We start from the raw sequence: 22,051 nt of genomic DNA, 5'->3' as shown, positions 1-22,051 counted from the left end.
ATGCCATGGGGCGACGCTACAGCGCCCCATGTCACTGTTTTAGTGGTGGTGGCCGCCTTCACCATGCACGTGGCCGTGCGAGAGCTCTTCCTCGCTGGCTTCGCGCACGTCGGTCACTTCCACGTCGAAATGCAACGTCTGGCCGGCGAGCGGGTGGTTGCCGTCGATGTGCACCTTGTCGTTCTCGACCTTGGTCACGGTGACGTTGATGGCGCCTTGCGGGCCGCGGCCCTGGAACTGCATGCCCGGCTGGATATCGTCCACGCCCTGGAATGCCTCGCGCGGCACTTCCTGCACGAGCTCGGCGTGGTGCACGCCGTAGCCTTCTTCCGGCACCACGTCGACCTTGAACTGATCGCCGACCTGGCGGCCTTCCATCGCCTTTTCCAGGCCCGGGACGATCTGGCCCACGCCCTGGAGGTACACGAGCGGCTCGCGACCCTGCGAGCTGTCGAGGACCTGGCCGGTGTCGTCGGTCAGCGTGTAATGGAAGGAAACGACGGAATGGTTGGCGATCTGCATGATGTTCTCTGAGTGGGGAGTGGCGCCGGCAGAGACCGGCACGAAACTGCAAGATTAACAGACCCCTTGTGACGATGCTGGCTAGGCGCAAGGCCACCGGATTGGCGATACTGCGTCCATGGTTTTCGAGAAACACGCTGCGGGCCGCTGGTCTGCCCTTTTCGGGCTGACCGTGGCGGCCTTGTCGCTGGCCAGCCCGGTGTTCGCCGCGGTGCAAAACCAGGTCGCCCCCACGGCGCCAGCCACCGTCCAGCCAACGCTCACCGAGCAGATCGATGGGCTGATCAGCCAGCCGCGTTTTGCCGGCGCCGACTGGGGCATCGCCGTGATTTCGCTCAGCAACGGCCGCAGCGTCTACAGCCACCACGCCGATCAACTGTTCCAGCCCGCCTCGACCGCCAAGCTGTTCACGGCGGCCGTGACGCTGAGCGAGCTGGGGCCCGACTATCGCATTCCCACCCGCGTTGTGACGGGCGGCGAGATCCGCAACGGACGATTGGACGGGCCGTTGATTCTCTACGGCATGGGCGATCCCACGCTCGGTGTCGACGCCGCCACGCTGCACTGGGCCGATCAGCTCGCCGAGCAACTGGCGGCGCAGGGTCTGCGTCACGTCCATGGCGACCTGATCGCCGATTCGACTTATTTCGCGAGCCCCATGATGGGCACTGGCTGGGAAGCGATCGACCTGCAGAGCTGGTTCGCCGTGCCAGCCACTGCGCTGAGCGTGGGTGAAAATCAGGTGGACGTGACGGTGACCGCAGGCGTCGGCGCCGGTGCGCCAGCCGAACTGCGCTTCGATCCCGCCAACGCGATACCCAGCGTAGCCAACGAGGTGATCACCAGCGCCCAGCGCACGCACAACGACGTGAATCTGTATCGGGCGCCGGGCGATGGCGTGTTGTACGCGTTCGGCAATATCGCGGCGAAATCGCCCGCTCAGAATTACAAACTCGCCCTGCCCGACCCGGCCCAATACGCGGGCCGGCTGTTGCAGGAGGCGCTGGTGCGCCGTGGCATCCAACTCGATGGCAAGCTGCTCACGGTGCACTGGCCGCGCCGCGATACCTTCCTGCCAGCGCAACCTCGCACGCTGGCCGAAGTGCTGTCGCCGCCCGTCAGCGAGATCCTCGAGCGCGGCCTGAAGCGCTCGCAGAATCTCTACCTGCAAAACCTGTTGCTGCTGGCGGGCGTGAAGGCGCAGGCCGATACGGAGCAGCGCGAGGGCAGCATGGGCTTCGTCACCAGCGAACGCTGGGGCATACGCGCGTTGCATCAGCTGCTGGAGCAGATCGGCATCACGCCAGCGGCGAGCTCGATCGAGGAAGGCACCGGGCTGTCCCGCCGCAATCTGGCCACGCCCAATGCGATGGCCTATCTGCTGGCCTTCCTCGCCAGGCAGCCGTACGGACCGGCGCTGGTGGAAGCGCTGCCCATTGCCGGGGTGGATGGCACATTGCAGTGGCGCATGCGCAACACGCCAGCCGAAAACAACGTGCACGCGAAAACCGGCAGCATGAGCTTTGTGCATTGCCTGGCCGGCTACGTCACCAGCGGCGATGGCGAACGGCTGGCATTCGCCATCATGCTCAACAACTACGATCCGCCGGCGGGGGCACCCAATGCCACCCGCGACATCGACCAGATCGCCGTGCTGCTGGCCGGCTCGCGCCATCCGGCCAGCACTGCCAGCTCTGCGCCGGCGGTGGCGACTCAGCCCGCCAACTGACGCTCGAGCTCCTTGCCGATCTTCTCCGGCGTATCGGTGGGGGCGTAGCGCTTTACCACCTGTCCGTCGCTGTTGACCAGGAACTTGGTGAAATTCCATTTGATCGATTCGCTGCCCAGGATGCCCTTGCCCTCGCTCTTGAGCCACTTGTAGAGCGGATGTGCGCCGTCGCCATTGACCTCGACCTTGGCGAACAGCGGGAAGCTCACGTCGTAGCTGGTGGAGCAGAAGTTGCGGATTTCCGCTTCGTCGCCCGGCTCCTGGTGGCCGAACTGGTCGCAGGGAAAGCCCAGCACCATCAGGCCCCTTTCGCGATCGGCGCGCCACAGCGCTTCCAGCCCGGTGTATTGCGGGGTGAATCCGCACTTGGACGCCACGTTGACGATCAACAGCGTCTTGCCGCGATAGTCGGCGAGCGAACGCTCGTTGCCGTCGATATCGCGGGCGGAGAAGTCATAGACGGAGGTCATCGCTGCCATTCCTCGTTGAAAGGACGCCAGTCTAGCCCCATGCAGCTTCACGGTGTCTTATGCTTGCCACCGCCGGTAGTCCCGGCAGCTGCCCGAGGCTCTGGCCTCCCCGGTTTCCCCGAAGGTATTCCGTGATCAGATTTCTGGATGTCCATAAGTCCTACCGTGTCGACGGACGGGACGTTCCCGCGCTGCAACCCTTCAGCCTCGACATCGCCGATGGCGAAGTGTTCGGCATCATTGGCCATTCCGGTGCAGGCAAATCGACGCTTATACGTCTGATCAACCTGCTGGAACGGCCCAGCGGCGGCCGCATCCAGATCGGCGATACCGACATGACATCGCTCACGGAATCACAGCTGCGGCAGCAGCGCCAGCGCATCGGGATGATCTTCCAGCACTTCAACCTGCTGTCGTCGCAGACCGTGGCCGAGAACGTGGCCTTCCCGCTGCGCCTGGCCGGCGAGCACGACAGCGCGGCGATCCGCCAGCGCGTGGACGAGCTGCTGGCGCGCGTGGGCCTGACCGCCCATGCCGACAAGCATCCCTCCCAACTTTCCGGTGGCCAGAAGCAGCGCGTGGGCATTGCGCGCGCGCTGGCCAACCGGCCGTCCATCCTGTTGTGCGACGAGGCCACCAGTGCGCTCGATCCGCAGACCACGGCCTCCGTGCTTGAGCTGCTGGCGGAGATCAACCGCGAGCTGAAGCTCACCATCGTGCTGATCACGCACGAGATGGACGTAGTGCGCCGCGTCTGCGACCGCGTGGCCGTGCTCGATGCCGGACGCATCGTGGAAAGCGGCGCCGTGGCCGATGTGTTCCTGCATCCGCAACACGCCACCACGCGCCGTTTCGTCAACGAAGCATTGCCGGAAGAAGCGGCCGGCGAACAAATGCCGTTTGCGCATGTGCCGGGCCGCATCCTGCGCCTGTCGTTCCGCGGCGAGGCGACCTGGACGCCGGCGCTGGGCCGCGTCGCGCGCGAAACCGGCGTAGATTTCAATATCTTGGCCGGACGTATCGACCGCATCAAAGACCTGCCCTATGGACAGCTCACGCTGGCCATGCAGGGCGAACGCGTGGATGACGCACTGGCCATTCTTCGCGAGTCCGGCATCGAAATCGAAGAAATCACCTCATCGCTGGAGAATCGCGCATGAGCGCTCCGCTGCTGCAGACGCTGTTTCCGCATATCGACGACTGGGGCGAAATCGGTCATGCCTGCATCGATACGTTGTTGATGCTTGGCGGCTCGCTGCTGCTGACAATCGTGGTCGGATTGCCGCTGGGCGTGCTGCTGTATCTCACCGGCAAGGGCCAGCTGCGCGCGATGCCCAAGCTCTATGCGGTGTTGTCGCTGCTGGTGAATATCCTGCGTTCGATCCCCTTCATCATCCTGATGATCGTGCTGATGCCGCTCACCTATGTGCTGGTGGGCACCAAGCTCGGCATCCGCGGCGCGATCCCGCCGCTGGTGATCGGCGCGGCGCCGTTCTTCGCACGCCTGGTGGAAACGGCGCTGCGCGAAGTGCAGCGCGGCGTGATCGAAGCGAGCCAGGCGATGGGCGCCAGCACCTGGCAAATCGTGCGGCATGTGCTGCTGCCCGAAGCGCGCGGCGGACTGATCGCCGGCATCACCGTGACGGCGATTGCGCTGGTCGGTTACACGGCCATGGGCGGCGCCATCGGCGCGGGCGGCCTGGGCGATCTGGCCTACCGCTACGGCTATCTCAGCTACAAGTCGGACTATATGGTGGTCACCGTCGTGCTGCTGATCGTGCTGGTACAACTGTTGCAGATGGCCGGCGACCGCATCGTGGCGCGCTACACGCGGCATTGATCGGGCGGTTTTGCATTCGGCGGTATGGACGGCTATGGTGTTGCACCGCATCACGCGCTCTCACCATATAACGAAGATGAATAAGCTCATAGCCATCCTCTCCGCCCTGCTCCTGCTGGCGGGCTGTTCGTCGTCCAACAGCGGCGGCGACGCCAATAGCCAGAAGCTGGTGGTGGCCGCCACGGCAGTGCCGCACGCCGAGATCCTCAAGCAGGTCAAGCCGATCCTGGCCAAGCAAGGCATCGATCTGGAAATCAAGGTGTTTGCCGATTACGTCCAGCCCAATACGCAGGTGCTGGAGAAGTCGGTCGATGCAAATTACTTCCAGACCAAGCCCTACCTGGATGCGTTCAATCGCGAGCGTGGTACCAACCTCACCATCGTGACGGGCGTGCACATCGAGCCGTTTGGCGCTTATTCGCGCAAGCTCAAGTCGATCGACCAGTTGCCTGATGGCGCCTCGGTCACCCTGCCCAACGATCCCAGCAACAACAGCCGTGCACTGCTGCTGCTCGCCAAGCACGGCCTGATCACGCTGAAGGATCCGAGCAACGAGTTGTCCACGCAGAAGGACATCACGACCAATCCGAAGCACCTGAAGTTCCGCGAGCTCGAAGCAGCGATGTTGCCGCGCACGCTTGACGAAGTGGACCTCGCCCTGATCAACACCAACTATGCGCTCGCCGCGGGACTCAACCCGACCAAGGACGCGCTGCTGATCGAGGACAAGGACTCGCCGTACGTGAACTACCTTGTCGCCCGTCCGGACAACAAGGACGACCCGCGCGTGCAGGCACTGGCCAAGGCGCTCACCAGCCCCGAGATCAAGGCGTTTATTGAGCAGAAGTACCAGGGCGCGGTGTTGCCGGCGTTCTGAAAAGCTCCCCTGTGGGAGCGCACCCTGTGCGCGACTGGCCTCGCCCGAACAAGGGTGGCGGCAGTCGCGCACAGGGTGCGCTCCCACACAGTACGGAAGGCCTTTAGCAGGTCACTGCTTCAGGATCGGCCGGAATCTCAAACACCCGGCGCAGGTACGCCACATAGGCGCTGTCCTCGCACATGTTCTTGCCGGGCGTATCGCTGAGCTTGGCCACGGGCTGGCCGTTGCAGCGGATCATCTTGATCACGATCTGCAGCGGCTCAGGCCCCACATCGTTGGTCAGGTTGGTGCCCACACCGAAGGCCAGCTGGCAGCGGCCGTGGAAGTGCTCGTATAGCTGCATCACCTTGGGCACATCGAGCCCGTCGCTGAAGACCAGCACCTTGGTGCGCGGGTCGACGCGATTGGCGCGGTAGTGCGCCAGCACGCGCTCGCCCCAGGCAAACGGATCGCCCGAGTCGTGGCGCGTGCCGTCGAACAGCTTGCAGAAATACATGTCGAAGTCGCGCAGGAAGGCGCTCAGTCCGTAGACGTCGGACAGGGCGATGCCCAGATCGCCTCGATACTCCCTCGCCCAGGTTTCCAGCGCCGCCACCTGCGAATCGCGCAGCCGTGGACCCAGCGCCTGGTGGGCCTGCAGGTATTCATGGGCCAGCGTGCCCAGCGGCGTCAGGCCGAGCTTCCAGGCGAGCCACACATTGCTGGTGCCGGTGAGCTGGCGCCCCAGTCCATCGCGCAAGGTGGTGACCACTTCCTCCTGCCAGGCGCGTGAGAAGCGGCGACGCGTGCCGTAGTCGGCGATACGGCAATCCTGAAAGCCTTCGGTATCGCGCAACAGCGCAATCTTTTCGCGCAGGCGGCGGCGTCCTTCGTCCAGCGAAAGGCCGGGCTGCGTATGGCGGAAATAGACTTCGTTGACGATCGCCAGCAAGGGCACTTCGAACAGGATGGTGTGCAGCCATGGGCCGCGGATATGGATCTCGATCTCGCCGGGTCCGTCCTGCGCCGGAACGATCTCCACATACTTCGCATTGAGCTGGAACAGCCCCAGGAAGTCGACGAAATCGCTCTTGATGAAACGCCAGGTGCGCAGGTATTCCAGTTCCGCCGGCGTGAAGCGCAGCGAGCACAGCGCTTCCAACTCCTGGCGGATCTCGTCGATATAAGGCGTGAGGTCGATGCCGGGGTTGCGGCACTTGAATTTGTATTCGACCTGCGCCGCGGGATAGTGATGCAGCACGACCTGCATCATGGAGAACTTGTACAGATCGGTGTCGAGCAGGGAGGAAACGATCATCAGTCGCTCACGCGGCGCGGGGAGAGCTGGATTATCCTCGCCCGATGGTGGTCGCGGCGAGTCGGCGGCGAACCGCGGGCAAATAAAAACCCCGGTAGCCAGGGGAGGGGCTACCGAGGTTTTGTCAGGCCGGTCCATAACAAAGAGGGGAAAAGGACCGACCCCTCAGTGGCGCGATACAGCTGCACCACTTCTTGTCGCCGTCACGGCGATACGTATGGTTAGTGTGGCCGGCTCGGCGCTAGTTCAAGCGCCTCGTCAGTTTCGTTCAGCTTTTGGCAAGCTGGGCGCGCCCGCCTACCATCGGCGGCTTATTCCGAGGGAGCATCGCCCGATGGTTCGCCTGATACAACGCCTGTGCCTGCTTGCCCTGGCCGCCGCCCTGCCCCTGCATGCCGCCGAACTCACGGTCGACCTGGGCCATGGCAGCAAGACCTACAGCACCGCCCAGCTGCTGGCGCGCAGCGATGCCCGCGACGTGGCCATTCCCGCCGATGTCGCCTTCAAACGTCCGATGCGCTATCGGGCCGTGCCCTTGAAAGCGCTGCTGGAGGGCATATCGCCCGACGACACTCTGCAATTCACCGCCTCGGACGGCTTCGCCGCGCAGATCTCAGCGGCCTTGATCGTGCGCGCCCAAGGTTCGGAGGCTTGGCTCGCCGTGGAGGATCCCGCCCACCCGTGGCCGACGCTGGCCGAGATCAAGGGCGATGCGGGACCCTTCTACGTCGTGTGGACCCATCCAGAAGCCATGAAGATCGGACCCGAGCAGTGGCCGTTCCAGCTGGCCTCCATCCGCCGCCAGCCGCCCGTGGCCGAACGCTTCCCCGCGATCCGACCCGATCCCGCCCTTAAGCCCGGCAGCCCGGTGCAGCGCGGCTTCGTGGTGTTCCAGCACACCTGCTTTGCATGTCACACGCTCAACGGCCAGGGCGATGCCAAGCTGGGGCCGGATCTCAATATTCCCCATAGCCCGACGGAATACCTGCGCGAGGATCTGTTCCGCGCGTATATCCGCGACCCGCAATCGCTGCGTCGCTGGCCGCAGGCGCGCATGCCCGGTTTTGATCGCAAGGCGCTGTCCGATCAGGATCTGGACGACTTGCTGGCCTATCTGCAACACATGGCTGGGCGCAAGTCGCCCCCCTAAGGGGAAGGCGCAATCGATGGCTGCCCGGTCGAATCCAGCCACTGCTGCAGCGAACGTTGCCGCTGTTGGTACGGTTGCCGGGCAAACTCGCGCACGCTGGCGTAGAACGCCGGCCACTGCCCTTCCGCATGACGGAACAGCGCGAGGAACACCGGCGTCCAGCGATCGTAAATGCCGAACGGCAACAGCCGCGCGTTATTGATCGGGCCATTCACCCAGGCGTCGTAGCGATGGTCGCCCGGCCAGTCCAGGTCGCGCCACTGCGCGTAGCGCACGCGGAAGTCGTCGATGGTCTGCTGCTTGCCCGCCGCCATGGCCTTCTCGTCCACGCCGCTGGCGTAGAGCGCCTTCAGGCGGTCGCGCAGATCCATCACCAGCCAGGTGAAGCCGTCGTCCATGGTCTTCTCGCGGGCGTTCTGCGCGGGCAATCCGCGTGACTGGCGCCATTGGCGCAGGCCCTCCTCCTGCACGAAGCTGGCAAAGGACTCGTTGAACGAACTGTCGTCCTTCACGTAGATCAGCTGGTGTGCGAGCTCGTGGAAGATGGTGCCGGCCAGCTCGTCGTCATCCCAGCGCATCATGCTGCTGAGGATGGGATCGGAGAACCAGCCCAGCGTGGAATACGCCGGCACGCCGCCCACGTAGACGTCGTCGCCCTGTGCCTCCAGTCGCAACGATTCAGCCTTGGCCTTGTCCTTGGAAAAATAGCCGCGATAGGCCACGCAACCGGCAAAGGGAAAGCAGTGCTGGATCGGCGAGATGGAAAAGCGCGGCGTCGCGAACACGTTCCAGACCACATAGGAACGGTTGAGCTTCACGTAGCTGGTGTAGCTGCGGTTATCCGGCAGATCCAGGCGATCGGTAGCAAATTGGCGCGCCTGCTGGGCCAGCTGCAGACGCTTGCGGATTTCGGCATCGGTCGAGGGATCGCGCAGCACCTCGCGCACGTCGCGGCGGCTCATCACCAGCTCGCTCTGGCCCTTGGCCACGTGCGCGTAGTAATCGACGGTGCTGCAGGCACAAAGCAACAAGCCCATCGTCACGGTGACGATGGGCCTGAGGATGGCGGGGATGATCGGCACGAAGCGTGGCAACGTCATGCCGCGATTGTGCCGCTATTTCAGTGGCCGTGACCGCCGTTCCAGCCGCCGTGGCCGCCATTGCCGTGGCCACCGCTCCAGTTGCCTCGGCCTCCGCGGTAATAGCCGTTGCCGCCGCGGTAATAACCGCCGCCGCGATAGTACCCACCGCCGCGGTAATAGCCTCCGCGGTAGCCGCCGTAGTAGCCACCAATGCCGATGCTCACGGCCGGGCCATAACAGCAGCCGTAACCGTAGTAGCCATAGCTCGGGTAGTAGTAACCGGGGTAGTAGCCGTTGCTATAGGTGACGCCGGTACCGTAGTAGGCGTCGCCGCCGCCGGTAGCGACTGGACGTGTGTAGCTGTAGCCAGGATCGTAGTAACAACCGGATAGCGCTGCGGTGGCAACCGCCAAGGCGAGACCGGCAAGCACGCGTTTCATGACGTAAGGCCTTCAGGGGGAAGACAGCCTCACTTTGAACCTGTGCTGGTAAGTGCGCACTGAACGCTTCCGACATGACTGGCAGATATTTACCTGCCAGCCATGCCGGGGACCGACCTTGCGTCGTCGGTTCAGTTATTGCCGCTGCGCTCGGGCGGCTGGCGGATATGCCCGTAGACCGCCTCGCTGGAAACGCCACCATTGCTGGTGCCCGTATCCAGGTGGCCGTTGTTGCCGCCAGGGTGTTCATCGGCGCCTGGCCAGGTTGGCCCTTGGCGTACCCGCTCCTGCTTGGCCTCAAGCAGTGCCTGGATATGCTCGGCGGCCTCTTGCGGGGTCAGGTGCTCGCGTGCGGGACGGCGTGGCCGCGTCGTAGACGTGGTGCGACTGCGTCCCGCCGCCGGTGCGGTCTTGGCGGCTGTCTTGCGCGGTGCGGCGGCGGCCTTGCGAGGTGCTGCGCGCTTGGGAGCCGCCGCCTTGCGTGTGGCGGTTTTCTTGGCCGCCTTCTTGGCGGTGGCGCGTTTACGGGTGGTCTTTTTGGCGGCGGTCTTCTTTACCGCGGTCTTGCGCGGCGCCGCCTTCCTGGTCGCGGTCTTGCGCGTCGATTTGCGCGCGGCGGCTTTGCGTGTCGCTGTCTTGCGCGCGGGTGATTTGCGCGCCGCCTTCTTGGCTGCCGTCTTGCGGGTTGCCTTCTTGGCTACGGTCTTGCGCGTGGCCTTTTTCGCTACGGTCTTGCGCGTTGCCTTCTTGGCGGCGGTCTTGCGTGTCGCTTTCTTGGCTGCCGTCTTGCGGACGGCGCGCTTGACGGTGGCGCGCTTGCGTGCGGTGGTTTTCTTGGCAGTGGATTTGCGGGTGGCTGCTTTCTTGGCCGAGGATTTCTTCGCGGCCGGCTTGCGCTTCGTTGCCATGCGTCTTCACTCCTGCGGTGGTCGAGAATGCCCGACGCCCCATCACGCCGGACTAACCGACAAGTAACACCAACAACATGTATCAGGGGTGAGCAAAACCGCAATTCGAAGTCATGCCCGTGATCAAAACCTCGGCTGCGAGAGTGCCGCCAGGAAATGCGAGATCACTTCCGGTCGAACCACCACGGTGAACGCGACGCCAAACGCGGCGCCCCACAGGTGCGCGCTGTGGTTGACGTTGCCCTGCCCGCGCCGGTCCATGTAGATGGAGTAGCCCACGTAGAGCACGGCATAGACGATCGCCGGCAGCGGTATCACGAATACGATGATGCGCGACCACGGCGACAGCAGAACATAGGCAAAAAGCACGGCCGATACGGCGCCCGACGCGCCAAGGCTGCGGTAATTGGGGTTGTTCCTGTTGTTCAGATAGGTGGGCAGGATCGAGACCAGCAGCGCCAGGATGTAGAACAGCGCAAAACCCAGCGTGCCCAGCGTCGCCGTGAAAAACCCTTCCATGCTGCGGCCGAAAAAGTACAGCGTGATCATGTTGAACAGCAGGTGGCCAAAATCGGCATGCACCAGGCCGTAGGTCACCAGCCGGTGGTATTCGCGGCTGCGGGTGATGGCGGGCGGCCACAGGATCAGATCATTCATCAGGCGGGCGTTCTTGAACGCCATGAAGGACACGATCGAGGTGATGGCGATGATGATCAGGGTGATCATGCGTACTTCCGTGACGGGCAGGAGGCGGTGACAAAGAATCCGCATCTTGGCGGCGGCGCGGGCGATTGTCGACACTGCAGCCCCCGGAAAGTCCAAGCGCAGAGCGGCTTTCCGCACTATCATGCCCGGCTTCAAGCGTTTCCCCACGCCCCAGGCACTCCCCATGTCGATCCGTTACCTGCATCTGGACGTCTTTGCCGCCGCGCCCGGCGGCGGCAACCACCTGGGCGTCGTCACCGACGCCACCGGCTGGAGCGATGCCCGCATGCAAGCCTTCGCCCGCTGGACCAATCTGGTCGAAACCACTTTCCTGTTGCCGCCCAGCCAGCCCGGCGCCAGCTACCGTGTGCGCATTTTCACGCCGCACAAGGAAATTCCCTTTGCCGGTCATCCAAGCATCGGCAGCGCGCACGCCGTCCTGCTGTGCGGCCTGGCCGAGCCGGTGGACGGTGTGCTGTGGCAGGAATGCGGTGCGGGCGTCTTGCCCATCCGCGTGGAAGGCAGCGACGGCTCACGCCAGTTGCTGTTGAAATCGCCGCCATCCACTGTCGAGAAAACCGGCCGCGACGCCCATCCGCTGCTCGACGCCGCGCTGGCCGGCATCGATCTGGGCACGCTGCCGCCGGCCTATGTATCGGGCGGACGCCACTGGTGGCTGGCCGAATGCGCCGACGAAGCATCGCTGCGCCAGTGGAAGCCCGACCACGCCGCCATCGGCGCCCTGGCCAAGGCCACCGACAGCATGGGCTTGTGCGTGTTTGCGCGCAGCTCGCACCCGGACTATCAGCTGGTGGTGCGCGCGCTGCCGGCCGGCGTTGGCCTGGTGGAAGACCCGGCCTCGGGCGCCGCCAACGGCCTGATCGCCGCCTATATCGCCCATGCCGAACCCGACGGCCCGCTGGCGCGCGGCTACGTGGTAAGCCAGGGCCGCGAGATCGGCCACGATGCCAGCCTCTGCGTGCGCATCGACGGCAAGACCGTCTGGATCGGCGGTCACACCAACACCATCATCGATGGCGCGTTGCACTGGAGCGGCCACGAGTGAGCACGCGGCCGCAGATATGGGTCGATGCCGACGCCTGCCCTGCGCCGATCAAGGAAGTGCTGTTCCGTGCGGCGGAACGCGAGCAGGTGCAGGTGACCCTGGTCGCCAATCAATGGCTGCGCACGCCGCCGTCACGTTTCGTGCGCGCCATCCAGGTGCCGGGCGGTTTCGATGTGGCGGATGCGGAGATCGTGGAGCGCGTGAGCGCGGGCGACCTGGTGGTGACGCAGGATATTCCGCTGGCGGCCCTGGTGATTGAAAAAGGCGCGCTTGCGGTGCATCCGCGCGGTGAGCTGTATACGCCGGACACGATTGCGCAGCGACTTTCGATGCGCAATTTCATGGATGAGTTGCGCGGCTCGGGCGTCGATACCGGCGGACCGGCGGCGTTTCATGTGCGCGACAAGCAGGCGTTTGCCAATCAGCTGGATCGGTGGCTGGTGCAGTTTCGCAAGACGCGTTGAGCGAACCCTTGTAGGAGCGCACTTGTGCGCGACCGCCACGCTGCGTCGTAACCGAGCGCTGCGTTGGTGGCGTTGATGTATGGCAACACGCCGCGGTCGCGCACAAGTGCGCTCCTACAAGGTTAGTTGGCGCAGTCGCTCAGAGCTTGCGCTCATCCAGATGCGCACGGCGCGCTGCCACCTGCGCCATGATCGACCAGTCGACGTCTTCGTCGCCGGTGGACAAGGCCTCGAGCAGGCTGTCGCGCAGCACGCCTGCCAGCGGCAAGGGCACGCGCGTCGCATCCGCTGCTGCCAGCGCAAGGCCGATGTCCTTGTAGCCGAGCGGCAGAGCAAAGCCGGCCGGCGTATAGCGCGATTCGGCGATGAGCCTGGCGTAGCCCTGGTAAGCGGGCGTGGCGAACAGCGAGTTGGTCATCACCTCGAGGAAATCCGCCGCGCTCACGCCATGCGCCCGCGTCAACGCCGAAGCTTCGGCCATGCTTTCGATGGCGGCGCCGATCATGAAATTGCCGGCGATCTTCACCACGTTCGCCCGCTCGGGCGACTCGCCCAGCGGCCAGATGCGACTGCCCATGACCTCGAGCAAGGGGCGCACGCGCTCGATCACGTGCGGCTTGCCGGCCACCAGGATATTGAGCTTGCCCGCTGCTGCCACATCAGGACGACCGAACACGGGAGCGGCCAGGTAATCCAGGCCACGCTGCGTGTGTTCCTCCGCCAGTTCGCGCGCCAAGGCGACGGAAATCGTGGCGTGATTCACGTGCACCGTGCCCTGGTCCATGCCATCGAGCAGGCGGCCGTCGACAAACACACTGCGCACGGCCTGGTCGTTGGCCAGCATGCTGAAGAGCACCTCGCCCTGCGCCGCGCGGTCGGCTGTCTTCACCACCTTGGCGCCCAGCGACGCCAGGGGCTCGGTGGGGCCCGGCGAACGATTCCATACGGTGACCTCGTGCCCGGCCTTGATCAGGTTGCTCGCCATGGCGCTGCCCATGGCACCGAGGCCGATAAAACCCACTTTCATGCGATGGTCTCCACACAGAATGATCCGCCTAGTGGATCACGCGGCATGTTCACCTTGTGCGAAATCACACCACTTCGCCGGCCGCGTGCGCCGAAGCCCATGCCCACTGGAAGTTGTAGCCGCCGAGCCAGCCGGTCACGTCGACAACCTCGCCGATGAAGTACAGGCCCGGCACTAGCTTCGATTGCATCGTGGTCGATGAAAGTCCATCGGTATCCACACCGCCCAGTGTTACTTCGGCTGTGCGATAACCTTCCGTGCCGCTGGCAACCATCGGCCAGTCGTGCAGTTGTTCGCCGATCTTGCTCAGTTCGGCCTCGCGGTATTGCCGCATCGGCCGGCTCTCGAACCAGAGCTCGCACAAGCGCTGCGCGAGGCGGCGAGGCAGTACATCGCCCAGCACATTCTTCAGCTCCGCCGCGGGACGCGCGGTGCGCTGTTCCTGCAGCCACCGGCCAAGATCGAGCTCCGGCAGCAAGTTGATGCGCAGGTCGTCACCGGGCTGCCAATACGAGGAAATCTGCAGGATGGATGGCCCGCTGATGCCGCGATGTGTGAACAACAGGCCGGCGCGGAATGATCGCTTGCCCACGCTTGCGTCCACCGATGGCAAGGCCACGCCCGCAAGATCCTGATAGCGCTCCTGATGCTTGCCGCTCAACGTGAGCGGCACCAGGCCGGCCCGTGTGGGCAACACCCCATGACCGAACTGTCGCGCCAGTTCGTAGCCAAAACCGGTGGCCCCCATGCTGGGAATCGACAAGCCGCCGGAGGCGATCACCAAGGATTGCGCGTGCACTTCGCCGTGTGCGGTGACCACGTTGAAACCCTCGTCGGTCTTGCGCACGCGCTGCACGCCGCAGCTGGTTTCGATGCGAACGCCGGCCTGGGCGCACTCGTCCAGCAACATGCGCACGATCAGCTTGGAGGAGTCATCGCAGAACAGCTGCCCCAGTTCCTTCTCGTGGTAGGCGATGCGGTGTTTCTCCACCATCGCGATGAAATCCCACGGCGTATAGCGAGCCAAGGCGGATTTGGGAAAGTGCGGATTGGCAGACAGATAAGCATGGGGCGTCACGCCCAGGTTGGTGAAATTGCAGCGCCCTCCGCCGGACATGAGGATCTTCTTGCCGACCTTGTTGGCATGGTCGACCACCAGCACGCTGCGCCCACGCTGGCCGGCCACGATGGCGCACATCAGTCCGGCCGCGCCGCCGCCGATGACCAGTACATCCACTTTCACGCGCGCACCGCCGCCATGCCCTGCTCCCGATCCATTGACCCGACATTATCCGACAGGATGCGCCAGATCGCTTAGACTCGGCTTTTTCCTGGACCGGACCGCCACCATGCCTTCTTTTGACGTCGTTTCCGAAGTCGACAAGCACGAACTGACCAATGCCGTCGATCAGGCCAATCGGGAGCTCTCGAGCCGTTTCGACTTCAAGGGCACCGACGCGAAGTTCGAGCTGGACGAGTTCGTGATCACCCAAACGGCCCCCAGCGAGTTCCAGCTTGAGCAGATGCTGGACATCCTGCGCGGCCGCCTCACCTCGCGCAAAATCGATATCCGCGCGTTGGACGTGGGCGATGCCGAGACGAATCTTGGCGGTTCGCGCCAGAAGGTCACCGTCAAGCAAGGCATCGAGCAACCGATTGCCAAGAAGCTGGTGGCCTCGCTGAAGGCGGCCAAGCTCAAGGTCGAGGCACAGATCAACGGCGACAAGCTGCGCGTGACGGGCAAGAAGCGCGACGACCTGCAGGAGGCCATGGCCGTGCTGCGCAAGGCCGACGTGGAGCTGCCGCTGCAGTTCGATAATTTCCGCGATTAAGGCGATGCCTTGATCTTGTGGGAGCGCACCCTGTGCGCGACTGGCGCCCAGGATGCGAAGTCATGGCACGTTGCAGTCGCGCACAGGGTGCGCTCCCACAGGGGTGTTACCCCGCCAACCCGGCCGCAATATTCACGCTGATCGCAATGATGAACACATTGAAGAAGAACGCGATCACGCTGTGCAGCAAGGCCACGCGCCGCAGGTAACGGCTGCTGATCTGCACGTCGGAGACCTGGAAGGTCATGCCGATGACGATGGCGAAATACATGAAGTCCCAGTAATCGGGTTGCTCGGTGCCGGGGAAATCCAGCCCTTCATGCTTCTTGCCGAAATCGCCGTAGAAGCCATGCGCGTAATGCATGCCGAACATCACGTTGAAGAACAGCCACGACAGCACGATGCTGGCGGCGGCGACGATCAGCGCTTTCGCATCGCCACCCTTGGCGCCACCCATTTCCGTGGTCAGCGCCAGCGACACGAAGCCGGTGAGGATCAGCGAGGTCCACAGCACGCCCCAGCGGCCGGTGTCCTGCTTGCGCGCCTGCCCGCGCATGAGGTCGGGCGAGGTCGTGCGGCAGAACAGGATGGTCAGGGCCGTGAGGTAAACCGCAACGCCCAGATCAAAGCCCAGCAGCAGCGCCTCCGCAGGCGTCAGCCGGAGGCAGTACCACAGCCCCACGCCGACGATGAGCGCGACGGCGCCCGAGATCATCAGGCGCGGACGGGCGCGCAGGATGCGGAAAGGGACGAAGCCATTCTTGCGGGGACGGGTCTTTCCGGACGCGGTGCTCATGCGCACGTTCCTGCGCTCAGCCAGCTCTTCATCGCAAACGCTCTCTCCATGACCCGGTGGCGGGCATGGCGCATCTTAGAGCTTGTGCAACGCGTTCTCGACGCCCGGCGCAATGCCGCAGTTCAGACGTGCAGGTCCTGATACTCCGGATGGCGGGTCATCCAGATCTCTGAATACGAGCAGGCGGGATCCACCCGCCAGTGTTCTTCCCGCGCCATGTCCAGGGCCGTGCGCACCAGATGGGACGCGATGCCGCGACCACCCACCGCTGACGGAACGATGGTGTGGGTGATGGTCATCACACCATTTTCCAGCGTGTAGTCGAGCACGCAGGGCACGCCGTCCACTTTTGTTTCGAAGCGGTGCGTCCTGGCGTTGTGGTTGATCTCGGCGAACATGAAACGCGCCCTCGTCGGGGTGAACGGCGCGGAGAGTAAAGCAAGTGGCAGCGAACCACGCGTGAAGACCTCGGGCGCTAGCGTTCGCATTTCGTGCATGACTCTTTCGGCAAGCTTCCCGGACACCATCGCCTGCTCCAGGGAGCTGAACATGAAACGAAACGCATCCGCCGTCTGGTCGGGCGGGCTCAAGGAAGGTACCGGCACCATCTCCACCGCCTCAGGCGTGCTGCATGAAGCGCGCTACGGCTTCCAGTCGCGATTCGCGGATGGACCGGGCACCAATCCCGAAGAATTGCTCGGTGCGGCTCATGCCGGCTGCTACACGATGGCGTTGGCGCTGGGCCTGGAACAGGCCGGCCATGCGGCCACGCATATCGAGACCAAGGCGGTGGTGACGCTGGACAAGGATGGCGACGGGTTTTCCATCACCACGGTCGATCTCACCTGCCGCGCGAAAGTGGACGGCATCGATGCCGCCACCTTCGGCAAGATCGCCAAGGCCACCAAGGAAGGCTGCCCCGTGTCGAAGGTGCTCAAGGCGACGATCAATCTCGACGCCCAACTCACCAGCTGAGGTCCGTCGCGCACGTCAACCCGCGCAACTCGCGCGCACTGGCCGCGGCGTCGCCGCCAGTGCAGTGCGCCGAGCGCGTACGGCCTGGGCGAGACGATCGAGCACTTGCAGCGAGGCCTCCCAGTCGATGCAGCCATCGGTGATGCTCTGGCCGTAACGCAGCGGCTGGCCCTGGATCAGATCCTGGCGACCGCCCACGAGATGGCTTTCGACCATCACGCCGACGATGCGCTGCTCGCCGGAAGAAAGCTGCGTCGCAAGATCGTCGATCACGCGGGGCTGGTTCTCCGGCAGCTTGAGGCTGTTGGCATGGCTGGCGTCGACCATCACCCGCGCCGGCTGGCCGCCCTTGACGATGGCCGCACACGCCGCGTCTACGCTTGCGGCGTCGTAGTTGGGCGTCTTGCCGCCGCGCAGGATCACGTGACAGTCCTCGTTGCCGGTGGTGGCAGCGATGGCGGTGTGGCCTTCCTTTGTCACGGCCATGAAATGGTGCGGTTGCGATGCGGCGCTTACCGCGTCAACGGCGATCTTCACATTGCCATCGGTGCCGTTCTTGAAACCCACCGGGCACGACAGTCCCGAGGCCAGCTCGCGATGCACCTGGCTTTCGGTGGTGCGCGCGCCGATCGCACCCCACGCCACCAGATCGGCGATGTACTGCGGCGTAATCATGTCGAGGAATTCGCAGCCGGCCGGCACGCCCAGTTCGTTGATGTCGCGCAAGAGACCGCGCGCCAGTCGCAAGCCCTTGTCGATGCGGAAACTGCCATCGAGATCGGGATCGTTGATCAGACCTTTCCAGCCCACCGTGGTGCGCGGCTTTTCGAAGTACACGCGCATTACGATTTCCAGCTCGCCTGCATGCCGCTTGCGCTGTTCCGCAAGCCGCCCGGCGTATTCCAGCGCAGCCTTGGTGTCATGAATCGAACACGGGCCGATCACCACGGCCAGCCGGTCATCCTCGCCGACAAGGATGCGATGCAGCGCCTCGCGCGAGGCGCTCACGGTATGCGCGGCATGCACGCTCGCGGCGCAGTCGCGCATCACTTCGGCCGGCGCGGTGAGCGGCGTGATGGCGCGGATACGTAAATCGTCGGTGGAAGGGTTCACGGGGATCTCCTGGGAGGTTCCACTCGCGACCATGAAAAAGGCCGCCAGTGGTGGCTGGCGGCCTTTTTTTGGAATGGTGTCTTGTCGTTACGACAGTCGAGACCAACCCTCCGCCAGCGGCATCGGATAGCCGTAATACCAAAAATACTGGCGGGCGGAGTGGGAGGTCATGGTCGATAGAGATAACACAGGATTTTCGAGTGTGCAAAGGATGCATGTGAAACCAAGCATTACACTGGTCAGCATGTCGTCACCTTGGAATCTCCTTACCCGCCCCGCCCGCGAGCCCATCCGACGCTGGGTGCTGAGCGCATTTCCTCGCGGTGGCGGCGGCCATGTGGACTACGATCATCCGATAGGCGATCCCGGGCTTTTTGGCCCCGACAGTGCCACCTGGCGTGTGCATTCGGATTTTCCGGGCATGCTCGCCGGCGGTCTTGCGGCGCTGATGCTGCAGACCTTGCATCCGCTGGCGCTCGCCGGTGTATGGGATCACTCGAACTTCCGCGACGACCTGATCGGCCGCCTGCGTCGCACGACGTCATTCGTCAGCGGTACGACGTATGCGCCGGCCGACCAGGCACAGGCCTTGATCGAACGCGTCAGGCACATTCACTCGCAGGTAAAGGGTACGGCGGAAGATGGGCGACCCTATGCGGCCGACGATCCGCATCTGCTGACCTGGGTGCATGTCACTGAGGCCTATAGTTTCCTGCAGGGCTATCGGCGCTATAGCCATATCGCGATGCCGGCAGGCGCGGCCGACCGCTACTACGACGAGGTGCGTCGCATCGCCGAGGCGCTGGGCGCGCGCGACGTGCCGGCATCGGAAGCGCAGATCACCGCTTATTTCCGGCGCGTACGCCCTGATCTTCGTTTCACCGAACGCTCGCGTGCCGTGCTCGATGTGTTGTATCGCGTGCGCCTGCCGGTACCGGTGGCGGGATTGTCGCGTGATGTCTTTCTGCAGGCAGGCGCCGCTTTGCTGCCGCCGTGGGCCGACACCTTGCTGGAGCGCACGCCGCTGCAGCGCGCGCAATCGCGACTGGCTGCACGGGCTCTGTGGTCGGTGGCGCCGGTCTTTCGCATGGCGCTGCATGACGGCATAGGCAGCCATGCGTGCATGCGTGTCGGCGTGCCCACCGACACGCTGCAACACTGGCGCTGATTCAACCCTGCTCCATCGCGGCGTCGTAGCGCCGCTGCATTTCTTCGGCGCTCACCTGCTCGATCTCGTGGCCTACCAGCCACTCGTGACCGAAGGGATCGCGCACGGTGCCGCCGCGTTCGCCGTAGAAGAAATCCGTGGCCGGCCTGACCAGATAGCCGCCTTTTTCGACGGCGCGCGCGAGTACCGCATCGGCATTGTCGACATGCAGATGGATCGACACGCTGGTCCCGCCGATGCTCTGCGGACCGACGATGCCATGCTCGGGGTATTCGTCCGACAGCATCAGCACCGAAGGACCCATGGCCAGTTCGGCATGCCCGATGCGGCCGGTGCCGGGCTCGTCCAGACGCATCTTGAGGGTCGCACCGAATACTTCCTGGTAGTACGCCAACGCGGCCTCGGCGTTGCGCACGCGCAGATAGGGAAACATTTCCTTGATGACGGGTGGCTTGGTGGTATTCATCGGGGGCTCCCAGGGCAGGACAGGCAGCCCGGACACTATGCCCCCTGCACGTGGTCGTCTTGGTGAAAATCCAAGCCCAGCAGGGCGTCGCCCGGGCCCGCGAGATTGACACGCCCCACCGATCCGCTAACGTCGCCGGACCTGAACGCATGGCGCGTACAAAGGCACGGCACGAGGCAGGCTCTCATTGGCGACGCTCATCCCCTCCCGCAACAGCAGCCTGCCGCAGATGACCAGCGGCGAGAAGCGCTTCTCCGAACGCCTGGAGCAGAAGCTCGAGGACGACTACCTGCTGTGGTACGACGTGGCGATCGGCCCCAGGCAACGCCGCCCCGATTTCATCGTGTTCCATCCGCGCCGCGGCCTGCTGGTGCTCGAAGTGAAGGACTGGAAGCCAGGCACCATCCAGCAGGCCGACCGCACCCTGTTCACGCTGATCACCGGCACCAGCAGCGTGAAGGAACACAACCCGCTGATGCAGGCGCGCGACGGCGCCAACGAAATCTACAAAGTGCTGGCGCAGGACCCGGCGCTGCGCCATCCGCCCGGCCACACCTACGAGGGCAAGTTGCTGATGCCGTGGGGCTACGGCGTGGTGCTGGCCAATATCAGCCGCAAGCAGTTCGAGGCCGGACAGCTCGAAGCGGTGATCCCCGCCCATCTGGTGATCTGCCAGGACGAGATGTACGAATCGGTGGAGTCCGAAGCGTTCCAGGAGCGCCTGTGGGCGATGTTTCCGCAGGTCTTCCCCACCGCGCTCACGCTGCCGCAGATCGATCGCGTGCGCTGGCATCTGTTCCCGGAAATCCGCGTGGAGCCCGGCGAGGGCCAGTTCGGCCTGTTCGCCTCCGCCAGCAGCAGCTCGACCAAGCTGGCGATTCCGGATCTGATCAAGGTGATGGACGCGCAGCAGGAGCTGCTGGCCCGCTCGCTGGGCGACGAGCACCGCATCATTCACGGCGTGGCCGGCTCGGGCAAGACCATGATCCTGGGCTTTCGCGCGATGGAACTGGCGCGTGCGCTGTCCAAGCCGATCCTGGTGCTGTGCTACAACAAAACGCTGGCCGAGCGCCTTGAACAACTGATGGGCGAACGCGGCCTCAGCGACAAGGTGCAGGTCTACAACTTCCACAAGTGGTGCCGCAGCATGCTGACGGCCTACCACGTGCCCCTGCCCGAAGACGGCCCGCATTTCGCCGAAGCGTTGCCGCCGGCCGTCATCGCGGGCGTGGACAGCGGGCAGATTCCGCGCTTCCAGTACGGCGCGGTGCTGATCGACGAAGGCCATGATTTCGAGCCCGAGTGGTACAAGCTCATCGTGCAGATGATCGATCCCAACACCAATTCGCTGCTGGTGTTGTACGACGACGCGCAGAACATCTACGGCCAGGCCAATCGCAAGAAGCTCAGCTGGAAAAGCCTGGGCGTGCAGGCACAGGGCCGCACCACCATCCTCAAGCTCAACTACCGCAACACGCTGGAAATCCTCTCGGTGGCGCGCGGCTTCGCCAACGAACTGCTGCTGGGCCGCAGCGACGATGACGACGGAGTGCCGCTGATCGCACCGGAAAGCGCCGGGCGTCGCGGTGCCCTGCCCGAGCTGATCCGCGTGGAGCGCCAGGAGGATCAGCTGCCGGCGATCATCCAGCGGCTGCGCGATGAGCTGGGTGCGGGTCGCCCGCTGTCGGACATGGCGGTGATCTTCCGCAACAGCTGGGAAGGCGAAAAGCTGCAGGAAGCGCTGCAGCGTGCCGGTATTGCCAGCCAGCTCGCCGAGGGCAATGGCAAGAGCTCGCTGTTCGTGGTGGACGACACCGTGAAGCTGGTGACCATGCATTCCAGCAAGGGCCTGGAATTTCCCTTGGTGATCATCCCCGGCCTGGGCTCGCTGCCCAAACCCGGCAAGAACGAGGCGGAAGAGGCACGCCTGCTCTACGTGGCGATGACGCGTGCGACCGAGCAACTGGTGCTGATCCACCACGAGGATTCGATCTTCAGCCAGCGCATCCGCAACTCCATCAACGACGTGCAACAGCAGCTGGCGAGCGCCTGAAGCGGCCCGCCCTCTTCCACGGGGGCGTGTGCGGGCCGATACTCGGGCAAACCGCTGCCGATGTGATG

Annotated in this window: 24 protein-coding genes; 11 read left to right on the top strand and 13 right to left on the bottom strand. The window is 64.3% G+C overall.

The window, feature by feature from the left end:
- Nucleotides 1–39 precede the first annotated feature (39 nt).
- Complete coding sequence (locus tag AB4Y82_RS17995) at nucleotides 40–522, bottom strand: FKBP-type peptidyl-prolyl cis-trans isomerase (RefSeq protein WP_441605117.1); 483 nt, start codon at nucleotides 520–522, stop codon at nucleotides 40–42.
- Between the two features lie 118 nt (nucleotides 523–640).
- Here AB4Y82_RS17995 and dacB point away from each other — a divergent pair, with 118 nt between their 5' ends.
- The gene (dacB, locus tag AB4Y82_RS17990; protein WP_441605116.1) at nucleotides 641–2,251 is read left to right on the top strand and encodes a D-alanyl-D-alanine carboxypeptidase/D-alanyl-D-alanine endopeptidase; all 1,611 of its coding nucleotides are present in this window, start codon (nucleotides 641–643) and stop codon (nucleotides 2,249–2,251) included.
- Here dacB and AB4Y82_RS17985 read toward each other — a convergent pair.
- Nucleotides 2,236–2,721, bottom strand: coding sequence for a glutathione peroxidase (locus AB4Y82_RS17985; protein WP_441605115.1), 486 nt, complete (start codon nucleotides 2,719–2,721; stop codon nucleotides 2,236–2,238). The two genes, dacB and AB4Y82_RS17985, sit on opposite strands and share 16 nt — an antisense overlap.
- Before the next feature lie 131 nt (nucleotides 2,722–2,852).
- Here AB4Y82_RS17985 and AB4Y82_RS17980 point away from each other — a divergent pair, with 131 nt between their 5' ends.
- From AB4Y82_RS17980 to AB4Y82_RS17970, 3 genes are all read left to right on the top strand, one after another.
- Nucleotides 2,853–3,881, top strand: a complete 1,029-nt coding sequence (locus AB4Y82_RS17980; RefSeq protein WP_441605114.1) for a methionine ABC transporter ATP-binding protein — start codon at nucleotides 2,853–2,855, stop codon at nucleotides 3,879–3,881.
- Entirely contained in the window at nucleotides 3,878–4,561 is a 684-nt protein-coding gene (locus tag AB4Y82_RS17975; protein WP_441605113.1) for a methionine ABC transporter permease, read from the top strand. The genes AB4Y82_RS17980 and AB4Y82_RS17975 overlap by 4 nt, the downstream gene beginning before the upstream one ends.
- A gap of 76 nt (nucleotides 4,562–4,637) precedes the next feature.
- Nucleotides 4,638–5,438 carry a MetQ/NlpA family ABC transporter substrate-binding protein gene (locus tag AB4Y82_RS17970; RefSeq protein WP_441605112.1) on the top strand — a complete coding sequence of 267 codons (801 nt, stop codon included), beginning with the start codon at nucleotides 4,638–4,640 and terminating at the stop codon, nucleotides 5,436–5,438.
- Between the two features lie 103 nt (nucleotides 5,439–5,541).
- Here AB4Y82_RS17970 and pncB read toward each other — a convergent pair whose 3' ends face one another.
- Nucleotides 5,542–6,738 (bottom strand): nicotinate phosphoribosyltransferase, encoded by a 1,197-nt coding sequence (gene pncB / locus AB4Y82_RS17965; RefSeq protein WP_441605111.1) that lies wholly within the window; start codon nucleotides 6,736–6,738, stop codon nucleotides 5,542–5,544.
- Between the two features lie 334 nt (nucleotides 6,739–7,072).
- Between pncB and AB4Y82_RS17960 the strand changes: the two genes are divergently transcribed.
- Entirely contained in the window at nucleotides 7,073–7,888 is an 816-nt protein-coding gene (locus tag AB4Y82_RS17960; protein ID WP_441605110.1) for a c-type cytochrome, read from the top strand.
- On the opposite strand, the gene AB4Y82_RS17955 is transcribed toward AB4Y82_RS17960, so the two are convergent.
- The 4 genes from AB4Y82_RS17955 to AB4Y82_RS17940 all read right to left on the bottom strand — a co-directional run bounded on the left by AB4Y82_RS17955 (nucleotide 7,885) and on the right by AB4Y82_RS17940 (nucleotide 11,044).
- On the bottom strand, nucleotides 7,885–8,988 hold the full coding sequence (locus AB4Y82_RS17955) for an aminopeptidase (RefSeq protein WP_441605109.1): 1,104 nt from the start codon (nucleotides 8,986–8,988) through the stop codon (nucleotides 7,885–7,887). The two genes, AB4Y82_RS17960 and AB4Y82_RS17955, sit on opposite strands and share 4 nt — an antisense overlap.
- Before the next feature lie 20 nt (nucleotides 8,989–9,008).
- Nucleotides 9,009–9,410: a hypothetical protein gene (locus AB4Y82_RS17950; protein ID WP_441605108.1), complete on the bottom strand. Its 402-nt coding sequence runs from the start codon at nucleotides 9,408–9,410 to the stop codon at nucleotides 9,009–9,011.
- Nucleotides 9,411–9,541: 131 nt separating this feature from the next.
- A complete protein-coding gene (locus AB4Y82_RS17945) occupies nucleotides 9,542–10,318 on the bottom strand; it encodes a hypothetical protein (RefSeq protein ID WP_441611536.1) in 777 nt (258 codons plus the stop codon).
- Nucleotides 10,319–10,441: 123 nt separating this feature from the next.
- Complete coding sequence (locus tag AB4Y82_RS17940) at nucleotides 10,442–11,044, bottom strand: rhomboid family intramembrane serine protease (RefSeq protein ID WP_441605106.1); 603 nt, start codon at nucleotides 11,042–11,044, stop codon at nucleotides 10,442–10,444.
- Between the two features lie 163 nt (nucleotides 11,045–11,207).
- Between AB4Y82_RS17940 and AB4Y82_RS17935 the strand changes: the two genes are divergently transcribed.
- Complete coding sequence (locus AB4Y82_RS17935; RefSeq protein ID WP_441605105.1) at nucleotides 11,208–12,089, top strand: PhzF family phenazine biosynthesis protein; 882 nt, start codon at nucleotides 11,208–11,210, stop codon at nucleotides 12,087–12,089.
- Nucleotides 12,086–12,553, top strand: a complete 468-nt coding sequence (locus AB4Y82_RS17930; RefSeq protein WP_441605104.1) for a YaiI/YqxD family protein — start codon at nucleotides 12,086–12,088, stop codon at nucleotides 12,551–12,553. Before AB4Y82_RS17935 ends, AB4Y82_RS17930 begins: the two co-directional genes overlap by 4 nt.
- A gap of 139 nt (nucleotides 12,554–12,692) precedes the next feature.
- Here AB4Y82_RS17930 and AB4Y82_RS17925 read toward each other — a convergent pair whose 3' ends face one another.
- Complete coding sequence (locus AB4Y82_RS17925; RefSeq protein ID WP_441605103.1) at nucleotides 12,693–13,580, bottom strand: NAD(P)-dependent oxidoreductase; 888 nt, start codon at nucleotides 13,578–13,580, stop codon at nucleotides 12,693–12,695.
- A 64-nt stretch (nucleotides 13,581–13,644) separates the two neighbouring features.
- Nucleotides 13,645–14,823 carry an NAD(P)/FAD-dependent oxidoreductase gene (locus tag AB4Y82_RS17920; RefSeq protein WP_441605102.1) on the bottom strand — a complete coding sequence of 393 codons (1,179 nt, stop codon included), beginning with the start codon at nucleotides 14,821–14,823 and terminating at the stop codon, nucleotides 13,645–13,647.
- Between the two features lie 106 nt (nucleotides 14,824–14,929).
- Between AB4Y82_RS17920 and AB4Y82_RS17915 the strand changes: the two genes are divergently transcribed.
- Complete coding sequence (locus AB4Y82_RS17915) at nucleotides 14,930–15,412, top strand: YajQ family cyclic di-GMP-binding protein (protein ID WP_441605101.1); 483 nt, start codon at nucleotides 14,930–14,932, stop codon at nucleotides 15,410–15,412.
- Between the two features lie 106 nt (nucleotides 15,413–15,518).
- Here the strand turns inward: AB4Y82_RS17915 and AB4Y82_RS17910 are convergent, their stop codons facing one another.
- Both AB4Y82_RS17910 and AB4Y82_RS17905 read right to left on the bottom strand, forming a co-directional pair.
- Nucleotides 15,519–16,208 (bottom strand): DUF1345 domain-containing protein, encoded by a 690-nt coding sequence (locus AB4Y82_RS17910; RefSeq protein ID WP_441605100.1) that lies wholly within the window; start codon nucleotides 16,206–16,208, stop codon nucleotides 15,519–15,521.
- 122 nt (nucleotides 16,209–16,330) lie between these two features.
- Entirely contained in the window at nucleotides 16,331–16,759 is a 429-nt protein-coding gene (locus AB4Y82_RS17905) for a GNAT family N-acetyltransferase (protein ID WP_441605099.1), read from the bottom strand.
- On the opposite strand from AB4Y82_RS17905, the gene AB4Y82_RS17900 reads away from it, so the two are divergent.
- Complete coding sequence (locus AB4Y82_RS17900; RefSeq protein ID WP_441605098.1) at nucleotides 16,758–17,183, top strand: OsmC family protein; 426 nt, start codon at nucleotides 16,758–16,760, stop codon at nucleotides 17,181–17,183. The two genes, AB4Y82_RS17905 and AB4Y82_RS17900, sit on opposite strands and share 2 nt — an antisense overlap.
- Before the next feature lie 15 nt (nucleotides 17,184–17,198).
- Here AB4Y82_RS17900 and AB4Y82_RS17895 read toward each other — a convergent pair whose 3' ends face one another.
- Nucleotides 17,199–18,296, bottom strand: coding sequence for a 3-deoxy-7-phosphoheptulonate synthase (locus AB4Y82_RS17895; protein WP_441605097.1), 1,098 nt, complete (start codon nucleotides 18,294–18,296; stop codon nucleotides 17,199–17,201).
- A gap of 244 nt (nucleotides 18,297–18,540) precedes the next feature.
- On the opposite strand from AB4Y82_RS17895, the gene AB4Y82_RS17890 reads away from it, so the two are divergent.
- The gene (locus tag AB4Y82_RS17890) at nucleotides 18,541–19,464 is read left to right on the top strand and encodes an oxygenase MpaB family protein (RefSeq protein ID WP_441605129.1); all 924 of its coding nucleotides are present in this window, start codon (nucleotides 18,541–18,543) and stop codon (nucleotides 19,462–19,464) included.
- Between the two features lies 1 nt (nucleotide 19,465).
- Here AB4Y82_RS17890 and AB4Y82_RS17885 read toward each other — a convergent pair whose 3' ends face one another.
- Nucleotides 19,466–19,930, bottom strand: coding sequence for a VOC family protein (locus AB4Y82_RS17885; RefSeq protein WP_441605096.1), 465 nt, complete (start codon nucleotides 19,928–19,930; stop codon nucleotides 19,466–19,468).
- 229 nt (nucleotides 19,931–20,159) lie between these two features.
- On the opposite strand from AB4Y82_RS17885, the gene AB4Y82_RS17880 reads away from it, so the two are divergent.
- Nucleotides 20,160–21,983 carry a DEAD/DEAH box helicase gene (locus AB4Y82_RS17880; RefSeq protein WP_441605128.1) on the top strand — a complete coding sequence of 608 codons (1,824 nt, stop codon included), beginning with the start codon at nucleotides 20,160–20,162 and terminating at the stop codon, nucleotides 21,981–21,983.
- Nucleotides 21,984–22,051: the final 68 nt, after the last annotated feature.

The organism is Dyella sp. 2YAF14, assembly GCF_052114725.1.
GTDB lineage: Bacteria > Pseudomonadota > Gammaproteobacteria > Xanthomonadales > Rhodanobacteraceae > Dyella.
Note: the sequence above shows the minus strand (reverse complement) of the source record. Positions and strands in the feature narration are given on the sequence as shown.